Source organism: Acinetobacter sp. YH16032, from assembly GCF_013417345.1.
In the GTDB taxonomy this organism is placed as follows: Bacteria; Pseudomonadota; Gammaproteobacteria; order Pseudomonadales; family Moraxellaceae; genus Acinetobacter.
Map to the genome: position 1 here is coordinate 569,946 of NZ_VPEE01000001.1, position 24,271 is coordinate 594,216.

Here is a 24,271-nt window from a genome sequence, read left to right on the forward strand (position 1 = left end):
CTTTTATTAGTTTGAGTCTAAATTTTCTTTTTCAAGTCTGGTGAGCTTTTCGAGAGTCAAAAAAAAGCGGGCAAAGCCCGCTTTTTTTAACAGTTAATTAAACTGCTACGATGTCAACAGCGTTAGGACCTTTAGGACCTTGAGTTACGCTGAATTCAACTTGTTGGCCTTCAGCCAAAGTTTTAAAGCCTGAACCTTTGATTTCGCTAAAGTGAGCAAAAACGTCAGGACCGTTTTCTTGTTGGATGAAACCGAAACCTTTAGTTTCGTTGAACCATTTAACTGTACCTTTAACAGTATTAGACATAATAGGAATCCTAATAAAACTTTAATGTTATGAGTTTGAACTCAATGATGTAACTTGGAAAAAAAATGAAACTTAAAATCTGAAACCAAACGTAGGATTATGACTAACACTGCGAAATAAAAGATTTAATGAAACAACATAAATTTTCTAGTTGGCTTCGAGTATACACGATTATTTTCAATATCGTTAGTTTTAATCAACTTTCTCGCTATTTTAAAACCTGAATGAGTAGACCTTATTCAATGGATAATTCTAACTATTCAAATTTTCAATACAAATTTGCCGAATAACACGGATAGAACTTTTTATTAATAGGATAAAACAAGGTATCATAGACCGTTTTTAAAAAATTGACCTTGGAGACGCCTTAAGTGGATCGACCGACTATTAGCCCTGAACATCTACAGGAAGCCGCTGAAAACTTAACAACTATTCGAGATTTTATTCGTTTTGGAGTTACAGCATTACGTCAATACGATGCACACTTAGGTCAAGGTACTGAAGATTATTTTGCTGAAAGTTCTGCTTTAGTTTTACAAACTTTGTCACTAGACTGGAATGCCGATGCTGAGATTTTAGACTCAAAATTGCTGCCAAGCGAAGTTGCGGAATTCTTGAGTTTACTCGAACGTCGTATCAATGACCGTGTTCCTACTTCATATTTATTAAATCTTGCTTATTTCTTTGGTAAACCATTTTATGTAGATGAGCGTGTACTGATTCCACGCTCACCAATCGTTGAGCTGATTGAAAATCGTTTTGCACCTTATTGTTTGACTGAAAATGGTGAAATGGGTGAAGCGGTCAATAATTTGCCAGTGAATCCAAATCCTAAAACTCCACAGCGTATTTTGGATATGTGTACTGGCTCTGGTTGTATCGCAATTGCTTTGGCATATGCATTCCCTGATTCTGAAGTCGATGCTACTGATATTTCAAAAGAAGCCCTTGAAGTTGCACAAATCAACTGTGAGCATCACAATAAACAGTATCAAGTCGCTTTATTGGAATCTGATCTTTTCGCTAAAATACCTGCCGAAAATCAATATGATTTAATTGTTTCTAATCCGCCGTATGTCGATGCTGAAGATATGGCAGATTTACCAGATGAGTTTCATCACGAGCCAGAATTGGCATTGGCAGCGGGTCAAGATGGTTTGGATCTTGTGCGTAAAATGCTGGCTCAAGCCGCAGACTATTTAACTGAAGATGGTTTAATCGTCATTGAAGTGGGCAACTCAGAATGGGCGATGAAGCAAAACTTTAATACTGTTGATTTCTACTGGTTGCAATTCCAACGTGGTGGATCAGGTATTTTTGCACTGACTGCAGCACAATGCCGTCAATATCGTGATTTATTCATTCAATCTGTTCAAGTTTAAAGGAGTTGTTGAACATGGCTGGCAATAGTATTGGACAATTGTTCCGTGTAACAACTTGTGGTGAATCTCACGGTGTTGGTTTGATGGCGATTGTAGATGGAGTTCCACCAGGTCTAAAGTTATCAGCTGAGGACTTACAAATAGACTTAGATCGTCGTAAACCAGGTACCTCTAAATTTGCAACACAACGCAAAGAACCAGATGAAGTTGAAATTATTTCAGGTGTGTTCGAAGGTAAAACCACTGGGACATCCATTGGTCTTTTAATTCGTAATACAGACCAAAAATCTAAAGATTACGGTAATATCGCACAAACTTTCCGTCCAGGTCATGCAGACTATACTTATACACAAAAGTATGGTTTCCGTGATTACCGTGGTGGTGGTCGCTCAAGCGCACGTGAAACAGCGATGCGTGTTGCAGCGGGTGCAATTGCTAAAAAATTCTTATTTGAAAAGTTTGGTATTGAAATCCGAGGGCATGTAACACAAATCGGAACTGAAAAAACAGAAAAACTAGATTGGAATGAAGTGCCGAATAATCCATTCTTTTGTGGTGATGTTGATGCCGTACCACGCTTTGAAGCACTTGTGACATCATTGCGTGAAAAAGGAACAAGCTGTGGAGCACGACTTGAAATTATTGCTTCTAAAGTACCCGTAGGCTGGGGAGAACCTGTTTTCGACCGTTTAGATGCTGATATCGCTCATGCGATGATGTCAATTAATGCGGTTAAAGGTGTAGAGATTGGTGATGGTTTTGGCGTGGCTGAACAATTTGGTCATGAAACACGTGATGAACTGACAACTGATGGCTTCTTAGCGAATCACGCTGGTGGTATATTAGGTGGTATCTCAAGTGGTCAAGATATTCGTGTATCAATTGCACTAAAACCTACTGCTTCTATTACCACACCAGGCAAAACGATTACCATTAATCGTGAAGATACGGATGTTCTTACTAAAGGTCGTCACGATCCTTGTGTGGGTGTTCGTGCGACACCAATCGCTGAAGCGATGCTTGCAATCGTGTTAATGGATCACTTTATGCGTCATCGTGCCCAAAATGCCGACGTTGTTGCGCCATTTGAGCCAATTTAACCAAAGTAAAAAAGCGTATGATGTAAAAAGCCAGATGATTGATCTGGCTTTTTAATATAATTTTAAAATTGCAATTGAACGTTTTATGGGGAATTCAATTGAAAATAAGGATATTGGTTGGGGCGATGGTCTTATGCGGATTATCGTATAGTTATGCGAATGGCTTAACACAATCTCAGTTTGATATTGAAGTGAAGTCAATTTATAACGAAATTGAAGCGAGTCAAATTCGATTACATCAATCGGTCGATAGTAAGCAGAATATTTCGTTGATCATTCAAAGAGCTTGTGAATATGCAGATGCATTAAATGCTTTAGAGCGAATAGCACAAAAGAATATTCATATGGCTAAAGCAAAAGAAGAAGCATTATTTGCAAAAAAAATGAGAAATTCTTTTGAGTTATCATTCCAAGATTTAGGAACAAGTTATCAAAAAAGTTGTAAGCCTTAAAAAAAAGCCAGTTCAACAAACTGGCTTTTTAGTGAATAATTCATTTATTCGATAGTTTGACCTGTATAACCTTTGATAAATGTTAAGTAAGCAGAAGACTTCTGACCGTCAGCTTGCAGGATGGGACGAGTCACTTCGCCGTTAGCTGTCACGATTTTTAGATCAATTTGTTTTGCGTCTCTAAATGAGTTTAAAAAACTTACAGGAACGACAATAAAATTAGATGAATTCGTTACACCAGCTGCAGTTGCATATTGGGTTGGTTGAATTGTTGAATAGACATAAGGCTGACCATCAACAATAAAGTTCAATTGTTTTATATCGTGCTGTATAGTGTCATTTACATCTGCAGTTATTTTAAAACCATTACGCTTTTCATCATTCCAACGGAGTGCAAGCTCAGGGCAAATTTCATCAGTAGCACAGATGAGAGGTCCTTTGGTTACAACACGTTCTGGATAACTTCCTGCACAACCTGTTAATACAACCAATGCTGAAATAAGCGCTAGTTTGATTTTCATGATTTTACCTATTGTCTTGTTTATTATAACTGTGTACACAATTTGTTAAATCTAACGAAAAATTCTAAAAAATGAAATACCTAGCAGTCTAATAACACGTTGCAGTTTTGTATCGATGATTAAAAAAAGACCCATAGTGGGTCTTTTTTTACTTTTGCTTAAATTGTTGGTAGCCACTTTTAAATGTTTGATAGGCAAATGATGCATGCCCATCTTTTAAAATGCTATGCGTAATAGCACCTTGATCTGTCACTACAGCAATATCGATAGATTTAGACTGATCAAACATAACGACAAAATTCATTGGTACATCAATGTAATTTGAAGAGTTAATGAGATCGGAATTGTTGACTGATCGTGTATTGGTTTGAGTTAAAGTTGTATAAGGATAAGTTTGACCATCTAGCGTGAAAATCACTTGCTTGATATCAAAAGATTTTCGATCAAATAGATTGGTATGTACTCTAAATAAATTATTGCTCTGCTGTTTCCAATCAAATGTTAACTCAGTACATGGTTTTGATGGTTCACAAATCACCTGACCACGTGTTTCAATTCGCTTGGCATTTTCTGAAGGTTTAAAATCAATAACATTAGATGCATAAGCTTTTGCAGAACTTGCATTTGGTTTATTGGATACAACGATACACCCACTCAGTGAAAGAGCAGTAAGAATAGATATAAATTGAACTTTCATTATTATCAACCAGTTAAATAGATGTTGTTTTTGTATATGCTAAATTTAGCATACAATCCATATAAATGTTAACCAGTTATCAAAAAATATATATTTATTGTCGTGTTTTGCTATTTTTCTTTTTGTGATGCTTGTCAGGTTGCTTGAATTAAGTTTAAAGGTGGTAAAAAATAATTGATTGAGTCCTTTATGGTCAAACATTTCTATTTTTGATTGAACACTTTTCAAAAGGTGATATAACTAAAAATAAAGCGTTAATAAAAGAGTATGAAATGAAAACGACTGTGAAATATGTGGTGCTGAAGAGCAAAGACTATCAATTGGGCACTCCATTGTTTGAAGAAACCATCGAGGCAGACTATGCGTATTTCGATTCAATTCCATCAGTCATTCAGTACCAGAATCATGAGTTTAAAGTGAAGTCAAAAGAACTTAATCGAAAGCAAATATTTGATGACTTTGAAGAATCACAAACAATCTTAGTTAAAGTCATCGCACTGAATTAATTTAAAGGCAGCCTTGAGCTGCCTTTCTTATTCTCATCACTATTCATTATCTATTTTATAATATAGTTCTATTCGAAATTAAGCACGGTTCAATATGCACCAAACATTCCCAATCCAAAGTAGGTTAGGTGGATTCTACTTTTTCTACTATGCGATTGTCGGTACCTTCATGCCGTATTGGAGTCTATATCTGCAAGATCAGGGATTTAGCTTTTTAGAGATTGGGTGGCTTAGTGCAATTGCAATCATGACACGTTTTTTTGCGCCGTTTATTTGGGGTTGGGTGGCGGATAAAACGGGTAAAAGAATGCTATTGGTGCGAATCGCAACATGGATGGAAGCGAGTATATGGTTCCTCATTTTTATTATACCCAATAATTTTCAATCAATTGCCTTGTTAATGTTGATCTTCAGCTTTTTTCAAAATGCGATACTTGCTCAATTTGAAGGCGTTACATTATTTTGGTTAGGCGAAAAACGAAATGAACTTTATGGCAAAGTGAGAAAATGGGGATCGATTGGGTTTATTGTTGGTGTTTTCTTTATTGGTCTAATTCTTGAAATCATCGATATTCAGTATCTCCCGATTTTATTACTGAGTATTTCATTTCTGGCGTTCTTATGGTCATTTACAGTAAAAGAACCGAAGGGCGCACCAAAAGCCCAAAAAACACTTGAATCCATTATTCCAGTCTTAAAACAACCAGTTGTGAAAGCAATTTTCTTAATTGAGTTCATTATGTTGTTTGCTCAAGCACCATTCTATAGTTTTTATAGCAATTACTTACAGTCATCTGGATTTAGTACCACAGCAACAGGATTTCTTTGGTCAACAGGTGTTATTGCTGAAATCATGATGTTTGCCTATGCATCATTTTTTTTAAATCGTTTTACATGGCGTCAGTTGGTTGCGATCTGTTTATGGATGACTGGGCTTAGGTTTTTGATTGTTGGTTTATTTCCTGAAAGTTTTGTTCTCCAATTTCTCTCCCAGACAATGCATGCATTCAGTTTCGGTTTATTTCACTTATTGGCGATGCGCATTATTTTTGAGCACTTTTCTGCTGGGCAGCAGGGTAGAGCTCAAGCTTTGTATAGTACGATGTGGGGCTTGGGTGTGGCATCTGGAAGCGTATTGGCAGGACAGTATTGGGAGCTGATTTCTGGCAGCTATATTTTTATCATTGCAGGAGCTTCAACGTTGATTGGTTTCATATTTTTATCCGCTTTACCAAATCTCAAGCCCACTGAAGCAAGATAGTGACTTATGATGTTTGAGTCAATAGTAATTGCGGATCCACGCATAATCTATTTCGTCCTTCAGATTTCGCTTGATAAAGGGCAACATCTGCACGATTAATCAATTGTTGGAATGGGGTGCCAGACGGAAGTTGTTGATAACTTAAACCTATGCTTACACTAATATTGAGATGTTGATTTTGCCTGATCATAATCGGTGTTTCTGCCACGCGGTCGCATATACGCTGTGCGATTTTAATGCAGGCTGGTAGGTTACTATCTTTAATTAAGATGGCAAATTCTTCACCGCCAACTCTACCGAATAAATCATTTGATCTAATTTGAGATCTGACGATATTGCTAAAGTCTTTGAGAACAATATCACCTATTTCATGTCCATATTGATCATTAATTTTTTTAAAGTGGTCAATATCGAGTAGTAGAATAGACACGCTGTGAATATTGGATTTCGCCTCCCTATGAGTTGAGTCTATCGTCTTTTCGCTTTCTTCATAAAAATATCGGCGATTCATAGTCGTTGTTAAACTGTCATGGTTCGCTAAATATAATATTTGGTGATATAGCTTTTGGCGATTCAAACTAATAATTGATAATGTTAGTGGGCCTAAAGCCAGCATGAAAAGACCGATGCGAACAGACAGTGTTGTCGAAATAAATGCTTCTGGAGATTCTGTTAGATAATATGCACTTAAGCTGTTGTATAAGAACATACATACAAAGCAGTTGATGATTGCAACCAACAATAAATTGTAGGTTAATGCTGCCCAGATGAGTGCTCCGATCGGGAACATGATGGCGCCAGGGCCAATAAAAAAGTGAGTTAGAATTACAGATACAACGACAAATATGAAGGGTAAGACAAAGGGCAAACTTAAACGTTGATTTTTTTGATTTACAAAATATTGTTGAACTGTAGTTTTGTTTGGTAATGCGAGAACAATAGGTAAAAAAGCGACAAAGTTAAGAATTTCACCACTCCACCACATGCCAAAATCAACCCAAATACGGCTGAGTTCCATAAAGCTGTTAGGAACATAAGGGATGGTTAAAATCGCAAAGGTTGGGCTCGCTAGGCACCCGCCAAAAGCACTAATTAAAAATAAGTAAACAAATGTAAGACCTTTATTGAATTCTTGATAATTGATTTTTAACCGATTCAGTAGGTATAAGGTCACTAATGGGTTTAGCAAGTTAGCAAGAGTTAACAACCAAGTAAGTTGTAAAGTGTTGCCAGTACCTAGGTCTGCAAGCATATACCCAGAAAAGGCCCCAAGCCAGCCACCAAGATTATTGAGATAACTAAATCTTAAAAAAAGACCAAGTAGTACGGCATTTGCAGGCCAGAAAATTGCAAGAAATGAGAGAGGTCGACCAAGTATTCCAGCCAAAGCACAAAGTGTAATGATGAGCATGACAATCAAAAAAGATTGTGCATTGTTTTTAATCAGCTCTGTTCGTATCCATATGGTCATACTTAACGTATATTCCCTTGCATAAAATCTTATATTTTTAAGCTTTCTGTGAGGTATAGAATGAATATTATTCTGATAAGAATATATTTTTGCACTAATAAATCAATAGATCGCATTAAACTGCTGATGATTTAAAGTTCATCAATAGGGAATTCATTTTCTTATATAAAATTGTTCTTATCACGTTAATTCTATGAGTTTTCTTGCTGAAATGTGCTAATTTAGTTCTAAACGTTGACCTATAGATGTTGTATGAAAAAAACAGTTTTTTTTGCACCTTTACTTTTATTAATGACGTCTTTTTCTTCTGCCGATCAAAATGTCCAAGCGCAAGCTAAAGGTGCTGATTTACAACAGCCTGAAAATAATATTCGAATCAACATGCGCCCAGAAATTTTAGGTTTATGGGGAATGGAAATTCCAAATAATAAAAAATGTGTTGAGTATTATAATTTCCGTGGTAACAATGAGGTGGTCGTGAATAGTGCTAAAGAGTGGTCGGTCGGTTTATTTGAGTATCAACCATCTCAAGACAGCTCTTCGGGCTTGTTGCCTACCTTGGTCATGCAAGTCAATTATGAGAACAACGAAAAAGACTGCTCTGGTAATCAAGTAGATCAGGCAGGAGATTTGTCTCAATATTTTGTAAAATGGGACAATCCGAATCAAATCAATTTCTGTGCATCTGAAAAGGGTGGACAATGTTTTGCAAAACTTAATCGTATATTGCCTTAAGCTAAAATCTTTGCAGTCTATTCTTCAATAATAAAAAAGCCTCTTGAAAAAGAGGCTTTTTTATTCATCTTGTAAAGCTGTAATTACTCAGCTTCGCTATGTCCTTGTACCTGTTTCAACAAATGTTTCTCTAAGTAGTGAATATCCATAGCTTGTTCTGCAAAGTTCTTATCTTCAAGGATGAGATCTTTGTGTAGCGGAATATTGGTTTTGATTCCAGTTAAGATCATTTCATCTAAGGCTTGTTTCATACGAGCCAAAGCGGTTTCGCGATCTTTACCATGTGCGATTAATTTAGCAATCATCGAATCATAGTAAGGTGGAATGCTATAACCTGGATAGATATGAGAATCTAAACGGATGCCTGCACCACCTGGTGTGTAGAATTGCTCGATTTTACCTGGTGATGGAAGGAAGGTGGTTGGATCTTCTGCATTAATACGGCATTCAATTGCATGACCGTGTACTTTGATTTGATCTTGTTCTAGATTTAAACCAAGACCAGCGGCTACACGAAGCTGTTGTTCAATAATATCGACACCCGTTACCATTTCAGTCACAGGATGTTCTACTTGAACACGTGTATTCATCTCAATAAAGAAGAACTCACCATCTTCAAATAAGAATTCGAACGTGCCTGCGCCACGATACTGCATTAATTCGCATGCTTTTACGCAAGCTGCTAAAATTTCAGCACGAGCTTCTTCTGGAAGGTTCGGAGCAGGAGCTTCCTCAAGAACTTTTTGATGACGACGTTGTAATGAACAGTCACGATCATATAAATGTACGGCGTGACCATTACCATCGCCAATCACCTGTACTTCAACATGGCGTGGCTTTTGAAGGAAACGTTCCATGTAAACCGTATCATCACCGAACCACATTTCAGCATCACGTTGAGCTGCTTGTACAGACTCCAACAGTGTATCAACACGTTCAACAATTCGCATACCGCGACCTCCACCACCAGCAGCAGCTTTAACGATAAGTGGGAAGCCAATCTCTTTTGCTTCGGCCAAGGCATTGTTTGGTGTTACAGCATGAGCTGAACCTGGAACGGTTGGTACACCAGCTTTACGCATCGCCATAATCGCTGACACTTTATTCCCCATAAGGCGAATATGTTCAGGACGTGGACCAATAAAGATAAAACCAGAACTTTCTACAATCTCAGCAAATTCAGCATTTTCTGATAAAAAGCCATAACCTGGATGAATTGCATCTGCACCAGTCACTTCCGCTGCTGTAATAATTGCAGGAATATTTAGATAACTTTCGCTACTTGCACCAGGACCAATACAAACGGCTTCATCAACAAAGCGTAAATGCATGAGGTCTTTATCGGCATCCGAGTAGATACCGACTGTTTTAATACCGAGTGTTTTGCAAGCACGTGTAATACGCAGTGCAATTTCACCTCGGTTGGCAATGAGAACTTTTTGCAACATACCAACCCCCAACGATTACGCGCGGTAGCGGAATAAAGGTTGACCGAATTGGATTACATCACCATTTTTAACTAAAATTTCTTCAATCACACCACTTTGAGTTGCCTCAATTGGGTTCATGATTTTCATTGCTTCAATAATTCCAAGCGTTTCGCCTGCTGAAACAGTTTGTCCTATATTTACAAATGGTGCTTCGCCTGGACTTGGTGCAGCATAGAACACGCCAACCATTGGTGAGGTTTCAACAGCACCACGAGAAGCTGGTTTCACAACTGGAGCTTCTGGCGCAGCAGATTGTATTGGTGCAACACCAGCGGCTACGATAGGATTACGACGCGCTAAAGCAATGGATTGATCACCTTCTTTTACTTCAATAGATTGAAGATCCGATTCAATCATTAAGTCGATGAGCTTTTTAATTTTGCGAATATCCATGAATTCGTATTCCTAAGGTTAAAGATGTGTAGAAGTTTGAATTTTTTGCACGGCATGAGTTAATGCAAATGAATAACCCTGTGCGCCTAGTCCACAAATGACACCGACAGCTTTATCTGAGAGATAAGAGTGGTGTCTAAATGCTTCACGTGCGTGAACATTTGAAAGGTGAACTTCAATAAATGGGATCGCAACACCTAATAGGGCATCACGTACTGCTACTGAGGTGTGGGTCAGTGCAGCAGGATTGATGATGATAAATTTTATACCATCAATTTGGGCTTGATGAATTCGGTCGACAATGGCACCTTCCCAATTGCTTTGGAAGGTTTCAAGTTGAATTGAACTTTCTTGAGCTTGCTGTATGAGTTGATGATTGATATCGTCTAAAGTTAAATGTCCGTAAACTTCAGGTTCTCGCTTTCCTAGCAAATTTAAATTTGGTCCATGTATGACCAAAATGGTCGAACTCATGAAGACAGCTCCAATATGAAAGTTGCAATATAACCTTGCAAGATGTCTGCAAAGTTTGCATATTATGGCATGTTTTTAAGCTTTTCATTTATATTTTGTTTCAAAAATAGCAAAAAAACAATGTCGTCAATGAGCTGTATTTTGAGAACTTTGCAGTCAATTGGCAATGTTAAAAAATTACATTTTTCTTTTAATTCTTCGAGTCTGCTATTTTAAACCGAATTGACCAAAAGTATTCATTTGTTTTGTGTAACCGCCATATGTGAGTCATCAATAGTCAGCATTTCTGACCATGAGGTGGTATAGCGTGGAGAGTGGTGCAATTGCTTCATTTTCCATTGTTGTTGATTGGTATGATAGCCCACTTGAATACAATGCTTTCCAAAGCGGTTTTTCATAGCGCCAATTGTTGTCATGAGTGAATCTCGCTGCTGGATTAAATCATGAGGCTGCCAAAGGTCATGTGTATGTGTTTTTTTAGCACTCAAAGCAGAAAACATGACGGAAACTTTTACATAACGTATATTTTCTTTAAATAAAACATCAATTTGCTGTTGTGCTGCATGGGTCAGGATTAATAAATCATCCGTCGGATATTCCAAACCAATTACATGAGAATGTGATTTCTTGAATGGTTTTACTGGAATTTTTTCATAAAGAGACACATGGACACAGGCGCATAATTGTTCTTGCTTGGTTAAACGCTCATGAGCCCGACTTAAATGAAAAATCATGGCTTGCTTGATTAATGCTTTATCCTTTAATGCTGATGCAAAACTTCGTGATGCTAAGATTCGTTTAGACGGTAAATCAGGATCTTCTAGTGAAATACAGGACTGACCTTTTAGCTCACGAATGGTACGCCCCATGAGCACTGAAAACTGCTTCATCAAATAGTGTTCATTGGCAAAAGTTAAGTCATAGCAATTATAAATACCGTAACTTTCAAGTTGTTTACTAATTTTTCGACCTACGCCCCAAATTTCCGATACTGAGGTTTCTATAAGTAATTGATCAAAACTGCATGGATCCAAATCCAATAAAGAACACACTCGGTTAAAACCAGAACGTTTTTTGGCAAAGTGATTGGCGAGTTTAGCTTGTGTTTTACTGTAACCAATCCCGATACAACAAGGTAAACCGATCCATTGTTGAATACGGTCGACTAATTCTCGACAAAATTTTTCTAAATCAAAAAGACTTTGATAATGTGTTAGGCGAATAAAACATTCATCAATTGAATAGGGCTCTAGATCTGAATCTGCATGAAAGTGTTGCTCTAAAATAGTGAAAAAGCGACTAGACATATCGCCGTAGAGGGCATAGTTGCTTGAAAATACTTTAACACCAGCCTTAAGCATATCTTTTTCAATTTCATACCATGGCACGGCCATGCCAATATTGAGAGCTTTCGCTTCCTCACTACGAGATACGACACAACCATCGTTATTACTTAAAACAACGACCGGTTGACCATTTAAACTTGGATTAAATACACGCTCACAACTGACATAGCAGTTATTAATATCAATGAGCGCAAAAATCTCTTGATGATAAATATTTTGCATAGGAGTAGGGTGAACTGCTTAGATCAATTTATTTCAGTTTTTTTAAAATACAAGTCACTACACCCCAGACCATGATTTGTTCTTCGCTACGAGGATAGATGTCAGGGTAGTCTGGATTCTCGGCTTTTAACCATAAAAGGATCGTTCCATCATTTTGTTTTTCTAACATTAATCTTTTTACTGTGAATTCATTATTAATCAGCGCCAAGACGATATCACCATGTTCTGCATTCAAACTCCGGTCAATCAAGATTTGATCACCAACTTCAATCCCTGCATTTTTCATTGATAACGAATTTACGCGTAGTATAAAAGTAGATGCTACGTTGTGAACCAAGTATTCATTTAGATCAATATGTCCTTCTACATAATCTTGTGCTGGGGAAGGGAAGCCTGCTGCCACAGATTCAATAGGATAGGCGATTTTTAAACGTGTTCTAAATTGGATTGGTGAAATTTCAATTTGTTGATTGAAATCATCTTCAGGTCGTATTTTTAACCATTCTTTAATTTGAATCACTTTTGATTCAGGAACACGCATTACTACTGTTTTTTCTGAAAACTGTGATTTTCGACCTGCATTGGCACGTTTACCACCATGTAGAGAAGCGGTATTTGTTGCTGAAATATTTGAATTGCTGCTCATATGAAATTCCCCCCCCCATTTAATCTTGAATATGTAACAAAATCAAGATAGCAAAAAAAACATTGTAAAAACAGATTGTTTCGTCGGATTGATTGTGCTTATACGACACTATGCTTAAAATTAGGTCTGAATTTATGATGAAAATGGAATCATCCATGTTGCAAGATTTTATTGAAGAGCAAAAATTAGTCTGTGAGGAGTTTGATTCTGCTTACATCAAAGTGAATGAAGATGATGTTGTTGCTGTGGCTAAGCATACTTTAGATCAAGAGCCAATCGTCGGTTTGCGTAATAAGCCTGAACCAGGTGAGAAAGTGGCATGGTTTATTTATGGTGGTGAATTAGGCGAGGGCGAAGATTTTTTTGAGACGATGACGGTGAAAGAGCTTGAAGAAATTTTACCCGATGCCATTCCATTTCTTGCATTGGAAACAGGTTTCCGTTTTATGATTGATCGAGATGATTATGAGGATGTTTGGAAAGTTGAGCCTGATTTAGGAATCTAATGCGCATGTTATGGGTGAGGTTGATTTTTGTAGGTTTAAGTTTTGTTGTATCACAACAGGTTGTAGCGAATGATTTGATTGATGCACAACAGATGGTGTATCAGCAAAAACTGGATCATGAAATGCAGCTGATCGAACAAACCAAGCAGATTTTAGATGATGAACACAGTACAGCCACACCGATGGAGCAACAACTTGCTTTATGCGGAAGGTTAAAGGCCTATCAAAACATTGTTGGTTTAGCAGACCAGTTTATTCAAGTTGAACAAGCACATGTAATGAAACGTATTGCGCAATTTTATTTAAATCAGCAATCTACGAGTTTTCAGCAATCGGGCATGACAATTGATGATTGGTGTAGCGCAAACTAGCAAATTTGTCAGATATTGATATGAATTTGGACTGAATTGATAACTCGAGCTTTATTATAATTTTTTGCGTTGAGTTGACGTATTCCAATTTCCCTGATTGACACGCGACATCTTAACCATCATTAGTCTAGGTGATGTCTAAACCCGCTGCATAGCGGGTTTATTAATGTCTATTTCACTGATTAATTCATTTTTTAAAGCTACGAACTGACTCGATATGCTATGTAAATCAAAAAGTAGTTTTGGTTTACAGGCAATTGGCGGGCTTTGGTATTCCGGCTAATCGACTTAGATGGCGAGCAACTAGGCCTGTTTTAAACTTTTCTTGCAATACTGCATTATCAATGTCAGCGCTGACGTGTTTCATTAAAAATTTGATTAAGGGACGAGTTGCAGGAGAATGACCAAATTGAGCGTAGAACTGACGCACCGCATGCAATACTTCGAAATGCCAAGCTGTTAGCTCAAGCTCGAGTGTATTCGCGAGTACTTGCGCTACATTTTCATTCCAAATGGTATAGTCAACTAAATGACCATCTTGATCGAGTTCAAGGGATAATTCAGTGGTCATGGTAAAACCTAAGTCAATAAATTTGTTTTATTTAAGGCTAATACAGCGTGTAAAGCCCAGAATGATATCTGCAAAAGTGGTGTAATCAATCACTTCAATTTGAAAATACTCGCCGTTCAATAGATGCGAAGGTAATAACTCAGCATCTCGATCTAAAACGTAGACCTTGTTTTGAATCGTAAGTACAGATGGTGTAAACAATGCCAACACCGCATCCCCCATAAGCACTAAAGCATCATTAGTATCCAGTGATTTTTGAACCTGTTGAATACAATGTTCAGTATTTGCAAATTGAGATTGTATTAAATAAAGCGTTTTATCGGTCATATGAGTTACCAATACAGCACATGGTCAAAGCTTTGAATTAACTCTTTATTAAATTCAATAAATTTAATTTCATGCGTAGTATGTTGAACAAAGGGATTATCTTGTTGATTGGATTCAACCAAAATAGGGCTTAGATCGTAAAACTCAAAGCTATCGACGAGGTTGGAAGCCAGTTTAAACGCATGTTTAATGGGTTCGAAGCTTAATTCGGAACGGAGTAAACTTAAGGCTGCGCCTTGCAATAAAACTTTTACTTCAGCGCCAAAAGTTGCTAAAACCATGGTTGCAGAAAGGCTCTCATGAACTTGTAGCGAGTTGAGATTTGATTGGGTTAATATAACCAGTACAGATTTCACACAATTTACCTTTCAATTGCAACAATCAATGAAAAATGAATAATTTAGAATTGAACTAGACGTGCTGAAGATGAGACAGCATCTGCCAATTCACCGAGTCCTACCAGCTGAAAACCTTCGGCCAGATTATGGGACTCAATGTGATGGCGTTGAGCATTTTCAGCATCAGTGATTCCACGTGCTAGGGCAGCACTTACGCAAACAGGAAGTTTGATATTTAATTTTTGCCACTCTTGTGTGAGACTTCTTTGATCATCTGGCGACCACTGTAAGTTGTTTGCAACTTGAACGCCGTCTTGATAAAAGAAAACTCGAAAAATTTCGCCTTTCGCTTGCAATGATTGTGCGAGTCCTAATGCATGCCAAGCATGGATTGAGCTAGGTGCCGAGGTAATTAGTAATAACGTACTCATTTAAAACTTCGCATAGGGTGATCAAACTGAAAATAGCTTGTTCAGGCTTTTAAACAAAAAAGGTAGTATACAATGATTTTAGTGACAGGTGGATTAGGCTTTATAGGTTCACACGTTGTTTTAAGCTTATTGGCACATGGTCAAGAAGTTGTCATTGTAGATAATCTTGCCAATGCGAATTTACAAACGCTTGAACGTCTTGAATACATTTCTGGGATGTATGTACCTTTTGTAAAGCTAGATGTTAGAAATACGCCTGCTCTGAATAAAGTTTTTGAGCAGTACTCAATCCGTGCTGTTATACATACTGCAGGATTTAAGTCTTTAGAGGAATCTCGCTTAAAACCACTTGAATATTATAATGATAATGTCAGTTGCATTATGAGTCTGATGCGTGCAATGCAACGAACTGGTGTACGAACATTATTGCATCTTTCAAGTATGGCGGTTTATGGCACTTCGAGTTTGAATCTAAATGAAGAACATCCTCTCAATTTTGCCAATCCAAACCCTTATATTAAATCCCAGCAAATGATTGAAGAGATCATCCGTGATACCTCTAAAACGGACGAAGAATGGAGTATTGCGATCCTGAGACTAGCAAATGTAGCTGGTGCTTTTGAACATGGAGTTTTGGGTGAAGTGGTTGCCCCTTTACCTAAAAATATTTTGCCTTTGGTGTTACAAGTCGCAGCCATGCAGCGCGATTCCATTCAATTACAAAAGAATGCCAAGACAAAAGACCAAACGGTTGAACGAAGTTTTGTGCATGTCATTGATGTGTGTGAGGCAGTCATTGCAACTTTAAAGTGGTTATTTAATCAAAGATCAACGTGCGAAGCATTTGATATCGCAGGTCAGCCAACTTCAATTCAAAACTTGATTAATACGGTAGAAAAAGTGACTGAAACAAAAATTCGAATTGAGGAAACTGATTATGTTTTCCAAGAATTAGATCAAATTGGTTCGAATAGTTTAAAAGCATTTGAATTATTGAAATGGAAAGCACATCGATCACTAGAACAAATGATTGAAGATCAATGGCGATACTATCAAAGCACCTTTAATAATTAAAATGATAATCATTTACATTTATGGTTTTTTTGATTAGCATCAAATCAACGGTGGATGAATCCGAATCAAACATGATTCTTCCAAGGAATAGCGAAATATTTGAGGCTGATATGCAAACACGTATAGAACACGACACGATGGGTGATGTAGAAGTACCAAGTGATGCGATGTGGGGGGCTCAAACCCAGCGCAGTTTGCAAAATTTCAAAATTGGTGGTGAGCGACTTCCTCGTGCGATGATCCGTGGTATGGGGCTGGTCAAAAAAGCTGCTGCACTTACTAATGCTGAGTTAAATCAGATTCCTGCTGAATTGGCGAATTATATTGTGGGTGCTGCAGAAGAAGTGATTACGGGGCAATGGGACAGTCAATTTCCATTAGTGGTATGGCAAACAGGTTCTGGTACTCAAAGTAATATGAACTGTAATGAAGTCATTGCAAATATTGCGAATCAAAAACTGGGTAATCCGCTTGGAGCACAAAAACCCGTTCATCCAAATGATCATGTTAATCGAGCTCAATCTACAAATGATTCGTTTCCAACAGCGATTCATGTCGCTGCTAGTTTACAGATCAATGAGTTACTGATTCCAGCAGTTCAAGCTTTACGTGAAACTTTACATCAGAAGTCTCAAGAATTTTCAAATATCGTTAAGATTGGGCGTACACATTTACAAGATGCAACGCCGTTAACTTTAGGCCAGGAATTCAGTGGTTACGTATCCCAACTCGATCATGGATTAAAGCGTCTAGAGCAAGCTTTAGAAGGGTTATATGAATTGCCATTAGGTGGTACAGCTGTCGGGACAGGTCTAAATGCTCATCCTGATTATGCTATAAATGCAGCAAAAAAATTGGCTGAGCTTACGGGTTTACCTTTTGTGACTGCACCAAATAAGTTTGAAGCACTAGCAGGACGTGATGCTGCAGTATTTGCTTCTGGCGCACTGAAAACACTTGCTGCGAGTTTAAATAAGATTGCCAATGATATTCGTTGGTTAGCGAGTGGTCCTCGTTGTGGTTTTGGGGAGATTTGTATTCCTGAAAATGAACCAGGGTCGAGTATTATGCCGGGTAAGGTGAATCCTACTCAAAGTGAAGCTATGACGATGGTTGTTGCGCAGGTTTTGGGTAATGACACGACGATTAATATCGCTGGTGCTTCAGGTAATTTTGAACTAAATGTTTTTATGCCGGTTATTGCTTATAATTTACTGCAATCAATTCAGCTGCTAGGTGATGCATGTAATAGCTTTAATGAGCATTGTGCTGTGGGGATTGAGCCGAACCAAGATAAGATTGATTATTTCTTGCATAACTCGTTGATGTTAGTTACTGCATTGAATCCTGTGATTGGTTATGAAAACGCGGCAAAAGTTGCTAAGACAGCATATAAGGCAGGTAAAACACTTAAACAAGTTGCTGTAGAGCTGAATTTAGTCACAGCTGAGCAGTTTGATGAAGTCGTTGTACCTGAGAATATGGTTTCACCTAATGTGAAGTGATTTTGATTTGGTGAATTTTATGATTTGAATGTTGATAACATATATTGACAAGCAACTGTCTTTAATATATTGACCAATTATTCATTTCAGAATACTATTTATATAACGACCTTTCATACGTCACTTAAGGCTTTTACAAAGGAGACAATCATGAATAATTATAAAGCTCGTCTAATCCTTGAAGAAGGCTATGGATTAGGTTGAGACTCATTTAAATTTGTGTAATAAAAAAGCATCCATTAGGGTGCTTTATTTTTGAGTAAAATAAAATTGAATTACTTTTATACTTATCTTCTGATAATTCCATATGTCACTGTAATTGCTTATTTTTATATTTATCGTAGAGATAATTTCTTTATTAAGATTAGAAGTAGTAATCAACTCCTTCTCATCTTAATTTTATTAGGTATCACGTTTGTAGAAATATTAATTTGGAAAAGTTTTTTTGAAGATTATAAATTTCTAAATTTTGATATAGAAAATACAGATGGGCAGTTTAAAACGACAGCATTAGTTACGGTTTTAGCAGCTATAGCTGCCGTTTTTGGTTGGATTTTTACTTCAAGGGTGCAAATGATAAACACTATAAGAAGTCATTCAGTACAAGTATTGATGAATAGTAGGAATTCTACTGCGTATATTGCTAAGGTTGATATTGCAACTAAAATAAGAAGGAATTTGGGGAAGGATCAAAACGTAGAGTCGAAAGATAAAGTGCAATTGACTAGAGAAAAATTTAATTCATTGGAAGATGAGGAAAAATCGGCTGTAACATATTTATTAAATTTTTTGGAATTTGTAGCAATTGGAATCAGACATAACAACTTAGATGAAGACTTAATAAAAAGTAGTTTCAAATCAATACTTAAAGCTAATTACAATCTCTTCCAACCTGTAATTGAATATTTAAGAGAGATTGATAGTCCTAAAATTTACAATCAACTTGAAATTTTGCATAAAAGGTGGGAAGAGAACAAAAAACCAGAATGTATCAATTGTAAGCAAGGTATTGATGATGAAGTTCAGAATAGAAAGAAACATAAATTTAATAATCTTCGGAACATTACATTAACAATTTTAACGGGCTCAGGGTGGCTAATAATGATAGCTATCATAAGAATTAATAGAGAAATTAACGAAATACTCAACAGAGGAAGATTTATTATGCGATAACTGCAAAACATTAAAAAAATAAGTAAAAACTTCATCACATAGTCATGTAATTATTATGAGATTGATTAACTCGTCACAATTGTTAAAATACGCATTGCTTTTAATTGCTGTTGTATCAAAGTTCTTATCTTAGACTTAAGACAGCCAATCTACGGAAATTTTCAATGCTCGATATATATTTAACAGATGTTCAAAAAAATGTTCAATTTCAAGATTATCCAGGTGAACATCCTGTTAAATTTATTCTTAACTTTAAAAAAATCTTCCCAAGTATTATGGAATTACTACTTCCTGTTCTACCTAAAGATGAAAATCTAGAAGACATGACGTGGGAATCAACAACAAAAGATTTTGAAACGTTCAGACTCCTACTGACAGGTTGGGGTGTGATTGAACTGCGTCTAAATGCCATTACACAATTCAAAAATCGAGAATTTGCAGATCAGCTAGTAAAAACTGCTCAACAAAAAAGAGTAAAGTTTTCTAAAGACCACCCTAAGCTCAGTACAGTAGATTTAGACTATTTGTTCATGCATGAAGTTCATACGGCGATTGATGCTGAATTAGTAGAGTTAGGTGAAAAATTCTATTTGCCAACCTTACGCTCCCTATGGAAAAACCAAGTATCGGCTCAGGTTCTTGAGGCTAAATTTTAAGCTTATATATGCCAAGACAAGCCCTCTATTATGGAGGGCTTTTTACTGTTGGGTAAAAAAAATACGAATAAAATCAGATCTTCTAATTAGGGTTCAAAATGGATAGATGTTGGTCTGATAAATGCTTAATGTAACACTACAACATATTTGATTTGTTGAATATTTAATCTTATGTTAAGTATTTCTAATGAATTAAAAGTCAGAGTATCGTATTTCCCCGAGGAAATACCAAAGGATTTCAGAAAATGTCGAATCAATTTTTAGATTTAATTAAAAAGCGCCGTACGATTTATGCTTTAGGAAAAGCAGTTGAACAATCTCCTGAGTACTTAACAGATCTTATTCAGAATGCGATTAAACAAAGCCCATCATCTTTTAACTCTCAATCTTCACGTGCGGTAATTTTATTTAACGCTGAACATGAAAAGTTTTGGGGCTTTGTGAAAGAGAAGCTAAAGTCATATGCGAAGGACGAGGCGAGTGCAGCAAAAACTTCTGCAAAAATGGATAGCTTTGCTGCAGGCGTAGGCACTGTATTATTTTTCGAAGAAATGGATACGATCACTGACTTACAAGAGAAATATCCTTCGTATGCGGAAAACTTCCCAATTTGGGCGGAACATTCAACAGCAATGGCACAGTTTGCGGTTTGGACAGCTTTGCATACAGAAGGTTTAGGTGCAAACCTTCAACATTATAATCCGATTGTAGATGATCAAGTCCAAACTGAATGGGCTATACCAGCTTCGTGGAAACTACGCGCACAATTGGTATTTGGATCTAAGGAAGGTGAAGCTTTCGATAAAGGCTATATTGACGACGCCACACGTTTTAAAGTGTTTAAATAAAATATGGGAAAGCACTCATAGGAGTGCTTTTTTTAAACCCATAAATAGCCTAAGCATTTTTTGTATTTTGAACGTTTTTCCCATGTAATACATAATATAAGACAATGCAAAATAACGTCCCAATAGCACTATATAAATAGAGTTGTTGGTAACTGATCAAGTCTAAAGCTAAACCTAAGAAATAAGGACCGAATCCTAAACCTGCATCTAAAAAGATAAAGTAAGTTGAGGTTGCAAATCCCATCCGTTCCAAACTAGTACTTTTTACTGCTATTGTTTGGCAAATTGATTGGATATTACCGTATCCTAAACCTAATAATCCTGCGCAAATCAACAAGAGACCCGAACTGTTAGCTTGGCTCAACAAGAAGAATGCAAGTGCCATAATGAGAAAGGCTGGATACATAATTATATTTTCGCCTTTCTTATCCATCAGTGGTCCCGTAATAGGACGAGAGAGCAGAATCGTCAACGCATAAATGAGAAAGAAAAACGATGCTGCTTCAACCAGATCGATTTCTTTGGCATAAAAATTGATAAACGATAGAACACCTGAATAGAAGAGGGAGCTTACCAACATGATCAGAGCAATGGGTAAGGCGCTCTTTTCAATATATTGAGATAGAAAACTATTTTGAGTATGGGCCTGATCAGGTATAGACGAAACCTGATGCAATTGAGGAACTTGAATAAATAATGCTGTAATTAAACATAAAACTGCAAGGATTGAAGATAGGGCAAAAATAATGTTGTAACTGACATGAAGCATTAGCCAGATTGCCAAAAATGGTCCAATTGCAGTTCCTAAAGTACTACTCATACTGTAGTAACCTATACCTTCACCACGACGGGTTGCGGGAATAATTTGAGCGATAATTGTGCCAAATACGGTGGAGGCAACCCCCATCATAAAGCCATGCAAGAATCGAACGATTAATAAGGTTCCAACCTCTAAATGGAGAAAATAAAAGCCTGAAAATATGAGAAATCCAGTGAGTCCGACCAGCATGGTGACTTTAGAACCGAATTTAACGAGGAATTTAGCCACCAATAAACGACCAATCAGTGTACCCACAATAAAAAGTCCTGATACTAAACCAGCCTGCGCCGTCGTCGCTCCAAGTTCTGTTATCGAAAATCCCACAATGACAATGACGAGAAGATAAAAAGTCAGTACCAATTGAAAGTTAATTAAACTGACCAAAATAAAGTTACGTGTCCAAAGAGGCTGATTAACTTGATTTGAGGAAGTACTCATAACTCCTCCACGATATTTAAGCTTTTATAACGCTCTAAAATAGACAAAAACAGTTGAAGTGTCTCAGCACTTTGAGCAATGTCTTCAGGATTTACTTGATTCAAAAACTGTTGTTCAAATTGATCAATCTGAATTGTACAAATTTGATAAAGATCTCTACCTTTTTCGGTTAATTGAATTAATTTTTGGCGTTTATCAGATGATTCTAAAAACTGAATAACATCTAATTTATGTAAAGTATTAATGCGTTTTGCAATTGATGGTTTAGAAACATTGAGTTCATGAGCCAAATCAATTGAAGTGATGGAGTCATGATCATAGATATGATAAATCAACTGCCACATTGAATAGTTCAGTTGGTATTGAGCCAAGATATCATTTAAACGGTCACTAAAGAGTCGCGCACTTCGCAGCAATACGACACGGAATTTGGGAGAATTTTGCATATAGTTAACCAAGCTAACTAGTTTGTTGGCTTGAATCTACGCTCAATTATTAGACGAATCAAGCGTAATGAACTTATTGATAATCAGGGTATTGAAAATATTAGTTTTTTTGTTTTCTAAAAGTACTTGGTCGAATAGGACGGGTCCCGCGCCAGAGACCACGTTTATTGCGTTTTGCACTATCTTGTAGCGAGATCATATATTTTAATTGCTTTGGATCACGTATGTATTCTTCGTAAACCCACGCACCACCACGCCTCACTAATTCTTCATTCATATTCTTGCGATAGCGGTAGACCACACCCACGCAACGTCCATAACGATCAATATCCGTGATTTTTACACGAACAATTTTACCTTGAACCATTTTCTTAACTAAGCGTTGGGATTCAAGCCCGTAACTTTGATTAGATTCAGGCGCATCTACAAAAGCAAAACGTAATTTAGTTTTAGAACGCCTCAAATTCAAACGATGGCAGGAGAGGGTGTCACCATCACTCACCGCTGTAACACGGCACCAATAAGTTTTTTCTTTTTTAAAAGGTTTAAATACTTGAAGAAGATAAATCCATATTTGTCTGAAGATAATAAGAAGTAACAAGCATAAAATTGCACCAAGCCCAATGAGCCATGATGCAGGGAGTTGATCAAACATAGAAAATACAAGAGAAAACAAGCCTTAATATGATAAATCAACTCGAAGTGAGTGTTTGATTCAATATTGAACAGATGGTGTTCACACAGATTTTCAACTAAATAGCCTAAGCAAAAATTTTATTAATTTCTGAAATTAAATATTCAAACTTTTGATGTGATGCTAATTGTGAATTCCAATAAATTCCCATTTTCATTAAAGGAAATTCAACAGGGAGTTCAGAAATTTTTAAATCTTGAGGTAATTTTAAATTTTTTAAAATACTAAAAGGTAAGGTTAACAATGTGTCAGGATACTCCTTCAAAATTTGTAGTGCTGTTGAGTAATGTTGACAGCGTAAAAAAATATCACGTTGAATATTCAACTTTTTAAAATGTAAATCTTCAATAAGCACACCAGAATGCCTTGATGAAACACCAATATGTTGGGCATGTTTGTATTGTTCTAAATCTTCGATGGTTGTCAAACCACATATGACAAAGCGATCATTCACTAAAGGGTTAAAATAAATTTTCTCATCAACTTTCTGTTGAAGATCGACCACTAAATCAAGTTGCTGTGATAATAAATCTTTTGCCCAATTATTTCGATCTAATTTGATACTTTGAAACCGTGTCGCTAGTCCTAAATCACGAAAATGACGAATTAACTGCGGAAAAATTAAAGGCTCAATTTCATCATGAATTGCTATACGGATAGATTGAATCGTCAATGGGTCAAAAGATATATGATGAGTAGAGATATGCTGAATTGCGATTAATGTTTCTTTTATTCGCGGATAAATTTGATGTGAAAAGGGTGTCGCAACCATCTTTATACCACTTCGGATAAAAAGATCATCTTTCAATTGTAATCTTAATCGCTGTAAAGCATGACTGGCTGCAGATTGTGTAATACACATCAAATTTGCGACTTTGCTGATACTTTGATGTTCGTATATCGCAATAAATAATGGATATAGATTGATATCAATGTGTGAAAAAGCGCTCAGATCCACAGATTCCTGATGAATTATATTCATAAAGTAATATTTAAATAAATCATTTCATTCATAGTAGGTTTCAAGCTATGTTGATGTAAAGCGTGATGAGAATATAGTTCGAGGGATT

The 24,271-nt window shown here is 36.7% G+C and carries 30 protein-coding genes; 13 read left to right on the forward strand and 17 right to left on the reverse strand.

Features of this window, described 5'->3' with window-relative positions; genetic code table 11:
• Positions 1-97: 97 nt before the first annotated feature.
• Positions 98-307: a cold-shock protein gene (locus tag FTV32_RS02715; protein WP_035263597.1), complete on the reverse strand. Its 210-nt coding sequence runs from the start codon at positions 305-307 to the stop codon at positions 98-100.
• A gap of 371 nt (positions 308-678) precedes the next feature.
• On the opposite strand from FTV32_RS02715, the gene prmB reads away from it, so the two are divergent.
• The 3 genes from prmB to FTV32_RS02730 all read left to right on the forward strand — a co-directional run bounded on the left by prmB (position 679) and on the right by FTV32_RS02730 (position 3,241).
• A complete protein-coding gene (gene prmB / locus FTV32_RS02720; RefSeq protein ID WP_035263595.1) occupies positions 679-1,689 on the forward strand; it encodes a 50S ribosomal protein L3 N(5)-glutamine methyltransferase in 1,011 nt (336 codons plus the stop codon).
• 14 nt (positions 1,690-1,703) lie between these two features.
• On the forward strand, positions 1,704-2,789 hold the full coding sequence (gene aroC / locus FTV32_RS02725; RefSeq protein ID WP_035263593.1) for a chorismate synthase: 1,086 nt from the start codon (positions 1,704-1,706) through the stop codon (positions 2,787-2,789).
• Between the two features lie 98 nt (positions 2,790-2,887).
• On the forward strand, positions 2,888-3,241 hold the full coding sequence (locus tag FTV32_RS02730) for a hypothetical protein (RefSeq protein WP_143047393.1): 354 nt from the start codon (positions 2,888-2,890) through the stop codon (positions 3,239-3,241).
• A gap of 44 nt (positions 3,242-3,285) precedes the next feature.
• On the opposite strand, the gene FTV32_RS02735 is transcribed toward FTV32_RS02730, so the two are convergent.
• On the reverse strand, positions 3,286-3,762 hold the full coding sequence (locus tag FTV32_RS02735; protein ID WP_035263591.1) for a hypothetical protein: 477 nt from the start codon (positions 3,760-3,762) through the stop codon (positions 3,286-3,288).
• Between the two features lie 148 nt (positions 3,763-3,910).
• On the reverse strand, positions 3,911-4,459 hold the full coding sequence (locus FTV32_RS02740; protein ID WP_092766323.1) for a hypothetical protein: 549 nt from the start codon (positions 4,457-4,459) through the stop codon (positions 3,911-3,913).
• A 272-nt stretch (positions 4,460-4,731) separates the two neighbouring features.
• Here FTV32_RS02740 and FTV32_RS02745 point away from each other — a divergent pair, with 272 nt between their 5' ends.
• Positions 4,732-4,965 carry a hypothetical protein gene (locus FTV32_RS02745; protein ID WP_035270711.1) on the forward strand — a complete coding sequence of 78 codons (234 nt, stop codon included), beginning with the start codon at positions 4,732-4,734 and terminating at the stop codon, positions 4,963-4,965.
• Between the two features lie 94 nt (positions 4,966-5,059).
• The gene (locus FTV32_RS02750) at positions 5,060-6,226 is read left to right on the forward strand and encodes an MFS transporter (protein ID WP_035270708.1); all 1,167 of its coding nucleotides are present in this window, start codon (positions 5,060-5,062) and stop codon (positions 6,224-6,226) included.
• A gap of 4 nt (positions 6,227-6,230) precedes the next feature.
• On the opposite strand, the gene FTV32_RS02755 is transcribed toward FTV32_RS02750, so the two are convergent.
• Positions 6,231-7,697: a GGDEF domain-containing protein gene (locus FTV32_RS02755; RefSeq protein WP_180027825.1), complete on the reverse strand. Its 1,467-nt coding sequence runs from the start codon at positions 7,695-7,697 to the stop codon at positions 6,231-6,233.
• 252 nt (positions 7,698-7,949) lie between these two features.
• Between FTV32_RS02755 and FTV32_RS02760 the strand changes: the two genes are divergently transcribed.
• Positions 7,950-8,432 carry a hypothetical protein gene (locus FTV32_RS02760; RefSeq protein WP_035270703.1) on the forward strand — a complete coding sequence of 161 codons (483 nt, stop codon included), beginning with the start codon at positions 7,950-7,952 and terminating at the stop codon, positions 8,430-8,432.
• A gap of 83 nt (positions 8,433-8,515) precedes the next feature.
• On the opposite strand, the gene accC is transcribed toward FTV32_RS02760, so the two are convergent.
• The 5 genes from accC to FTV32_RS02785 all read right to left on the reverse strand — a co-directional run bounded on the left by accC (position 8,516) and on the right by FTV32_RS02785 (position 13,003).
• A complete protein-coding gene (accC, locus tag FTV32_RS02765) occupies positions 8,516-9,880 on the reverse strand; it encodes an acetyl-CoA carboxylase biotin carboxylase subunit (RefSeq protein ID WP_035267832.1) in 1,365 nt (454 codons plus the stop codon).
• Positions 9,881-9,895: 15 nt separating this feature from the next.
• Positions 9,896-10,315 (reverse strand): acetyl-CoA carboxylase biotin carboxyl carrier protein, encoded by a 420-nt coding sequence (accB, locus tag FTV32_RS02770; protein WP_180027826.1) that lies wholly within the window; start codon positions 10,313-10,315, stop codon positions 9,896-9,898.
• An 18-nt stretch (positions 10,316-10,333) separates the two neighbouring features.
• Positions 10,334-10,789 carry a type II 3-dehydroquinate dehydratase gene (gene aroQ, locus FTV32_RS02775; protein ID WP_035267826.1) on the reverse strand — a complete coding sequence of 152 codons (456 nt, stop codon included), beginning with the start codon at positions 10,787-10,789 and terminating at the stop codon, positions 10,334-10,336.
• Positions 10,790-11,025: 236 nt separating this feature from the next.
• On the reverse strand, positions 11,026-12,357 hold the full coding sequence (locus tag FTV32_RS02780; RefSeq protein WP_035267823.1) for a Y-family DNA polymerase: 1,332 nt from the start codon (positions 12,355-12,357) through the stop codon (positions 11,026-11,028).
• Positions 12,358-12,385: 28 nt separating this feature from the next.
• On the reverse strand, positions 12,386-13,003 hold the full coding sequence (locus FTV32_RS02785; protein ID WP_257219868.1) for a LexA family transcriptional regulator: 618 nt from the start codon (positions 13,001-13,003) through the stop codon (positions 12,386-12,388).
• Positions 13,004-13,158: 155 nt separating this feature from the next.
• Between FTV32_RS02785 and FTV32_RS02790 the strand changes: the two genes are divergently transcribed.
• Positions 13,159-13,509, forward strand: coding sequence for a hypothetical protein (locus FTV32_RS02790; RefSeq protein WP_180027885.1), 351 nt, complete (start codon positions 13,159-13,161; stop codon positions 13,507-13,509).
• Positions 13,509-13,880, forward strand: coding sequence for a hypothetical protein (locus FTV32_RS02795; protein WP_180027827.1), 372 nt, complete (start codon positions 13,509-13,511; stop codon positions 13,878-13,880). Before FTV32_RS02790 ends, FTV32_RS02795 begins: the two co-directional genes overlap by 1 nt.
• Positions 13,881-14,127: 247 nt before the next feature.
• Here the strand turns inward: FTV32_RS02795 and FTV32_RS02800 are convergent, their stop codons facing one another.
• The 4 genes from FTV32_RS02800 to tusD are packed head-to-tail and all read right to left on the reverse strand — an operon-like array spanning position 14,128 to position 15,547.
• Positions 14,128-14,451 (reverse strand): TusE/DsrC/DsvC family sulfur relay protein, encoded by a 324-nt coding sequence (locus FTV32_RS02800; protein ID WP_035267814.1) that lies wholly within the window; start codon positions 14,449-14,451, stop codon positions 14,128-14,130.
• Positions 14,452-14,478: 27 nt separating this feature from the next.
• Entirely contained in the window at positions 14,479-14,778 is a 300-nt protein-coding gene (locus tag FTV32_RS02805; protein WP_180027828.1) for a DsrH/TusB family sulfur metabolism protein, read from the reverse strand.
• A 5-nt stretch (positions 14,779-14,783) separates the two neighbouring features.
• Positions 14,784-15,134: a hypothetical protein gene (locus tag FTV32_RS02810; protein WP_035267809.1), complete on the reverse strand. Its 351-nt coding sequence runs from the start codon at positions 15,132-15,134 to the stop codon at positions 14,784-14,786.
• Positions 15,135-15,178: 44 nt separating this feature from the next.
• Positions 15,179-15,547, reverse strand: a complete 369-nt coding sequence (gene tusD, locus FTV32_RS02815; protein ID WP_035267807.1) for a sulfurtransferase complex subunit TusD — start codon at positions 15,545-15,547, stop codon at positions 15,179-15,181.
• Between the two features lie 72 nt (positions 15,548-15,619).
• On the opposite strand from tusD, the gene FTV32_RS02820 reads away from it, so the two are divergent.
• The 5 genes from FTV32_RS02820 (at position 15,620) to FTV32_RS02840 (ending at position 20,803) form a co-directional block, all read left to right on the forward strand.
• Positions 15,620-16,621 (forward strand): NAD-dependent epimerase/dehydratase family protein, encoded by a 1,002-nt coding sequence (locus tag FTV32_RS02820; protein WP_180027829.1) that lies wholly within the window; start codon positions 15,620-15,622, stop codon positions 16,619-16,621.
• A 110-nt stretch (positions 16,622-16,731) separates the two neighbouring features.
• Entirely contained in the window at positions 16,732-18,126 is a 1,395-nt protein-coding gene (gene fumC / locus FTV32_RS02825) for a class II fumarate hydratase (RefSeq protein ID WP_180027830.1), read from the forward strand.
• A gap of 255 nt (positions 18,127-18,381) precedes the next feature.
• Positions 18,382-19,299, forward strand: a complete 918-nt coding sequence (locus FTV32_RS02830) for a DUF4760 domain-containing protein (RefSeq protein WP_180027831.1) — start codon at positions 18,382-18,384, stop codon at positions 19,297-19,299.
• A gap of 164 nt (positions 19,300-19,463) precedes the next feature.
• A complete protein-coding gene (locus FTV32_RS02835) occupies positions 19,464-19,955 on the forward strand; it encodes a hypothetical protein (RefSeq protein WP_180027832.1) in 492 nt (163 codons plus the stop codon).
• Between the two features lie 245 nt (positions 19,956-20,200).
• Positions 20,201-20,803, forward strand: a complete 603-nt coding sequence (locus FTV32_RS02840; RefSeq protein ID WP_180027833.1) for a nitroreductase family protein — start codon at positions 20,201-20,203, stop codon at positions 20,801-20,803.
• A gap of 49 nt (positions 20,804-20,852) precedes the next feature.
• On the opposite strand, the gene FTV32_RS02845 is transcribed toward FTV32_RS02840, so the two are convergent.
• The 4 genes from FTV32_RS02845 to FTV32_RS02860 all read right to left on the reverse strand — a co-directional run bounded on the left by FTV32_RS02845 (position 20,853) and on the right by FTV32_RS02860 (position 24,183).
• Positions 20,853-22,061 (reverse strand): MFS transporter, encoded by a 1,209-nt coding sequence (locus FTV32_RS02845; RefSeq protein ID WP_180027834.1) that lies wholly within the window; start codon positions 22,059-22,061, stop codon positions 20,853-20,855.
• On the reverse strand, positions 22,058-22,507 hold the full coding sequence (locus FTV32_RS02850) for a MarR family winged helix-turn-helix transcriptional regulator (protein ID WP_179997997.1): 450 nt from the start codon (positions 22,505-22,507) through the stop codon (positions 22,058-22,060). Before FTV32_RS02850 ends, FTV32_RS02845 begins: the two co-directional genes overlap by 4 nt.
• 100 nt (positions 22,508-22,607) lie before the next feature.
• Positions 22,608-23,162, reverse strand: coding sequence for a thermonuclease family protein (locus FTV32_RS02855; RefSeq protein WP_180027835.1), 555 nt, complete (start codon positions 23,160-23,162; stop codon positions 22,608-22,610).
• Between the two features lie 106 nt (positions 23,163-23,268).
• On the reverse strand, positions 23,269-24,183 hold the full coding sequence (locus FTV32_RS02860) for a LysR family transcriptional regulator (protein WP_180027836.1): 915 nt from the start codon (positions 24,181-24,183) through the stop codon (positions 23,269-23,271).
• Positions 24,184-24,271: the final 88 nt, after the last annotated feature.

Excerpts from the sequence above, each read along its gene's own strand:
- FTV32_RS02715 (WP_035263597.1), bottom strand. The coding sequence starts at position 307 with ATGTCTAATACTGTTAAAGGTACAGTTAAATGGTTCAACGAAACTAAA.
- aroC (WP_035263593.1), top strand. The coding sequence starts at position 1,704 with ATGGCTGGCAATAGTATTGGACAATTGTTCCGTGTAACAACTTGTGGT.
- FTV32_RS02735 (WP_035263591.1), bottom strand. The coding sequence starts at position 3,762 with ATGAAAATCAAACTAGCGCTTATTTCAGCATTGGTTGTATTAACAGGT.
- FTV32_RS02740 (WP_092766323.1), bottom strand. The coding sequence starts at position 4,459 with ATGAAAGTTCAATTTATATCTATTCTTACTGCTCTTTCACTGAGTGGG.
- FTV32_RS02745 (WP_035270711.1), top strand. The coding sequence starts at position 4,732 with ATGAAAACGACTGTGAAATATGTGGTGCTGAAGAGCAAAGACTATCAA.
- FTV32_RS02750 (WP_035270708.1), top strand. The coding sequence starts at position 5,060 with ATGCACCAAACATTCCCAATCCAAAGTAGGTTAGGTGGATTCTACTTT.
- FTV32_RS02755 (WP_180027825.1), bottom strand. The coding sequence starts at position 7,697 with ATGACCATATGGATACGAACAGAGCTGATTAAAAACAATGCACAATCT.
- FTV32_RS02760 (WP_035270703.1), top strand. The coding sequence starts at position 7,950 with ATGAAAAAAACAGTTTTTTTTGCACCTTTACTTTTATTAATGACGTCT.
- accC (WP_035267832.1), bottom strand. The coding sequence starts at position 9,880 with ATGTTGCAAAAAGTTCTCATTGCCAACCGAGGTGAAATTGCACTGCGT.
- accB (WP_180027826.1), bottom strand. The coding sequence starts at position 10,315 with ATGGATATTCGCAAAATTAAAAAGCTCATCGACTTAATGATTGAATCG.
- aroQ (WP_035267826.1), bottom strand. The coding sequence starts at position 10,789 with ATGAGTTCGACCATTTTGGTCATACATGGACCAAATTTAAATTTGCTA.
- FTV32_RS02780 (WP_035267823.1), bottom strand. The coding sequence starts at position 12,357 with ATGCAAAATATTTATCATCAAGAGATTTTTGCGCTCATTGATATTAAT.
- FTV32_RS02785 (WP_257219868.1), bottom strand. The coding sequence starts at position 13,003 with ATGAGCAGCAATTCAAATATTTCAGCAACAAATACCGCTTCTCTACAT.
- FTV32_RS02790 (WP_180027885.1), top strand. The coding sequence starts at position 13,159 with ATGTTGCAAGATTTTATTGAAGAGCAAAAATTAGTCTGTGAGGAGTTT.
- FTV32_RS02795 (WP_180027827.1), top strand. The coding sequence starts at position 13,509 with ATGCGCATGTTATGGGTGAGGTTGATTTTTGTAGGTTTAAGTTTTGTT.
- FTV32_RS02800 (WP_035267814.1), bottom strand. The coding sequence starts at position 14,451 with ATGACCACTGAATTATCCCTTGAACTCGATCAAGATGGTCATTTAGTT.
- FTV32_RS02805 (WP_180027828.1), bottom strand. The coding sequence starts at position 14,778 with ATGACCGATAAAACGCTTTATTTAATACAATCTCAATTTGCAAATACT.
- tusD (WP_035267807.1), bottom strand. The coding sequence starts at position 15,547 with ATGAGTACGTTATTACTAATTACCTCGGCACCTAGCTCAATCCATGCT.
- FTV32_RS02820 (WP_180027829.1), top strand. The coding sequence starts at position 15,620 with ATGATTTTAGTGACAGGTGGATTAGGCTTTATAGGTTCACACGTTGTT.
- fumC (WP_180027830.1), top strand. The coding sequence starts at position 16,732 with ATGCAAACACGTATAGAACACGACACGATGGGTGATGTAGAAGTACCA.
- FTV32_RS02835 (WP_180027832.1), top strand. The coding sequence starts at position 19,464 with ATGCTCGATATATATTTAACAGATGTTCAAAAAAATGTTCAATTTCAA.
- FTV32_RS02840 (WP_180027833.1), top strand. The coding sequence starts at position 20,201 with ATGTCGAATCAATTTTTAGATTTAATTAAAAAGCGCCGTACGATTTAT.
- FTV32_RS02845 (WP_180027834.1), bottom strand. The coding sequence starts at position 22,061 with ATGAGTACTTCCTCAAATCAAGTTAATCAGCCTCTTTGGACACGTAAC.
- FTV32_RS02850 (WP_179997997.1), bottom strand. The coding sequence starts at position 22,507 with ATGCAAAATTCTCCCAAATTCCGTGTCGTATTGCTGCGAAGTGCGCGA.
- FTV32_RS02855 (WP_180027835.1), bottom strand. The coding sequence starts at position 23,162 with ATGTTTGATCAACTCCCTGCATCATGGCTCATTGGGCTTGGTGCAATT.
- FTV32_RS02860 (WP_180027836.1), bottom strand. The coding sequence starts at position 24,183 with ATGAATATAATTCATCAGGAATCTGTGGATCTGAGCGCTTTTTCACAC.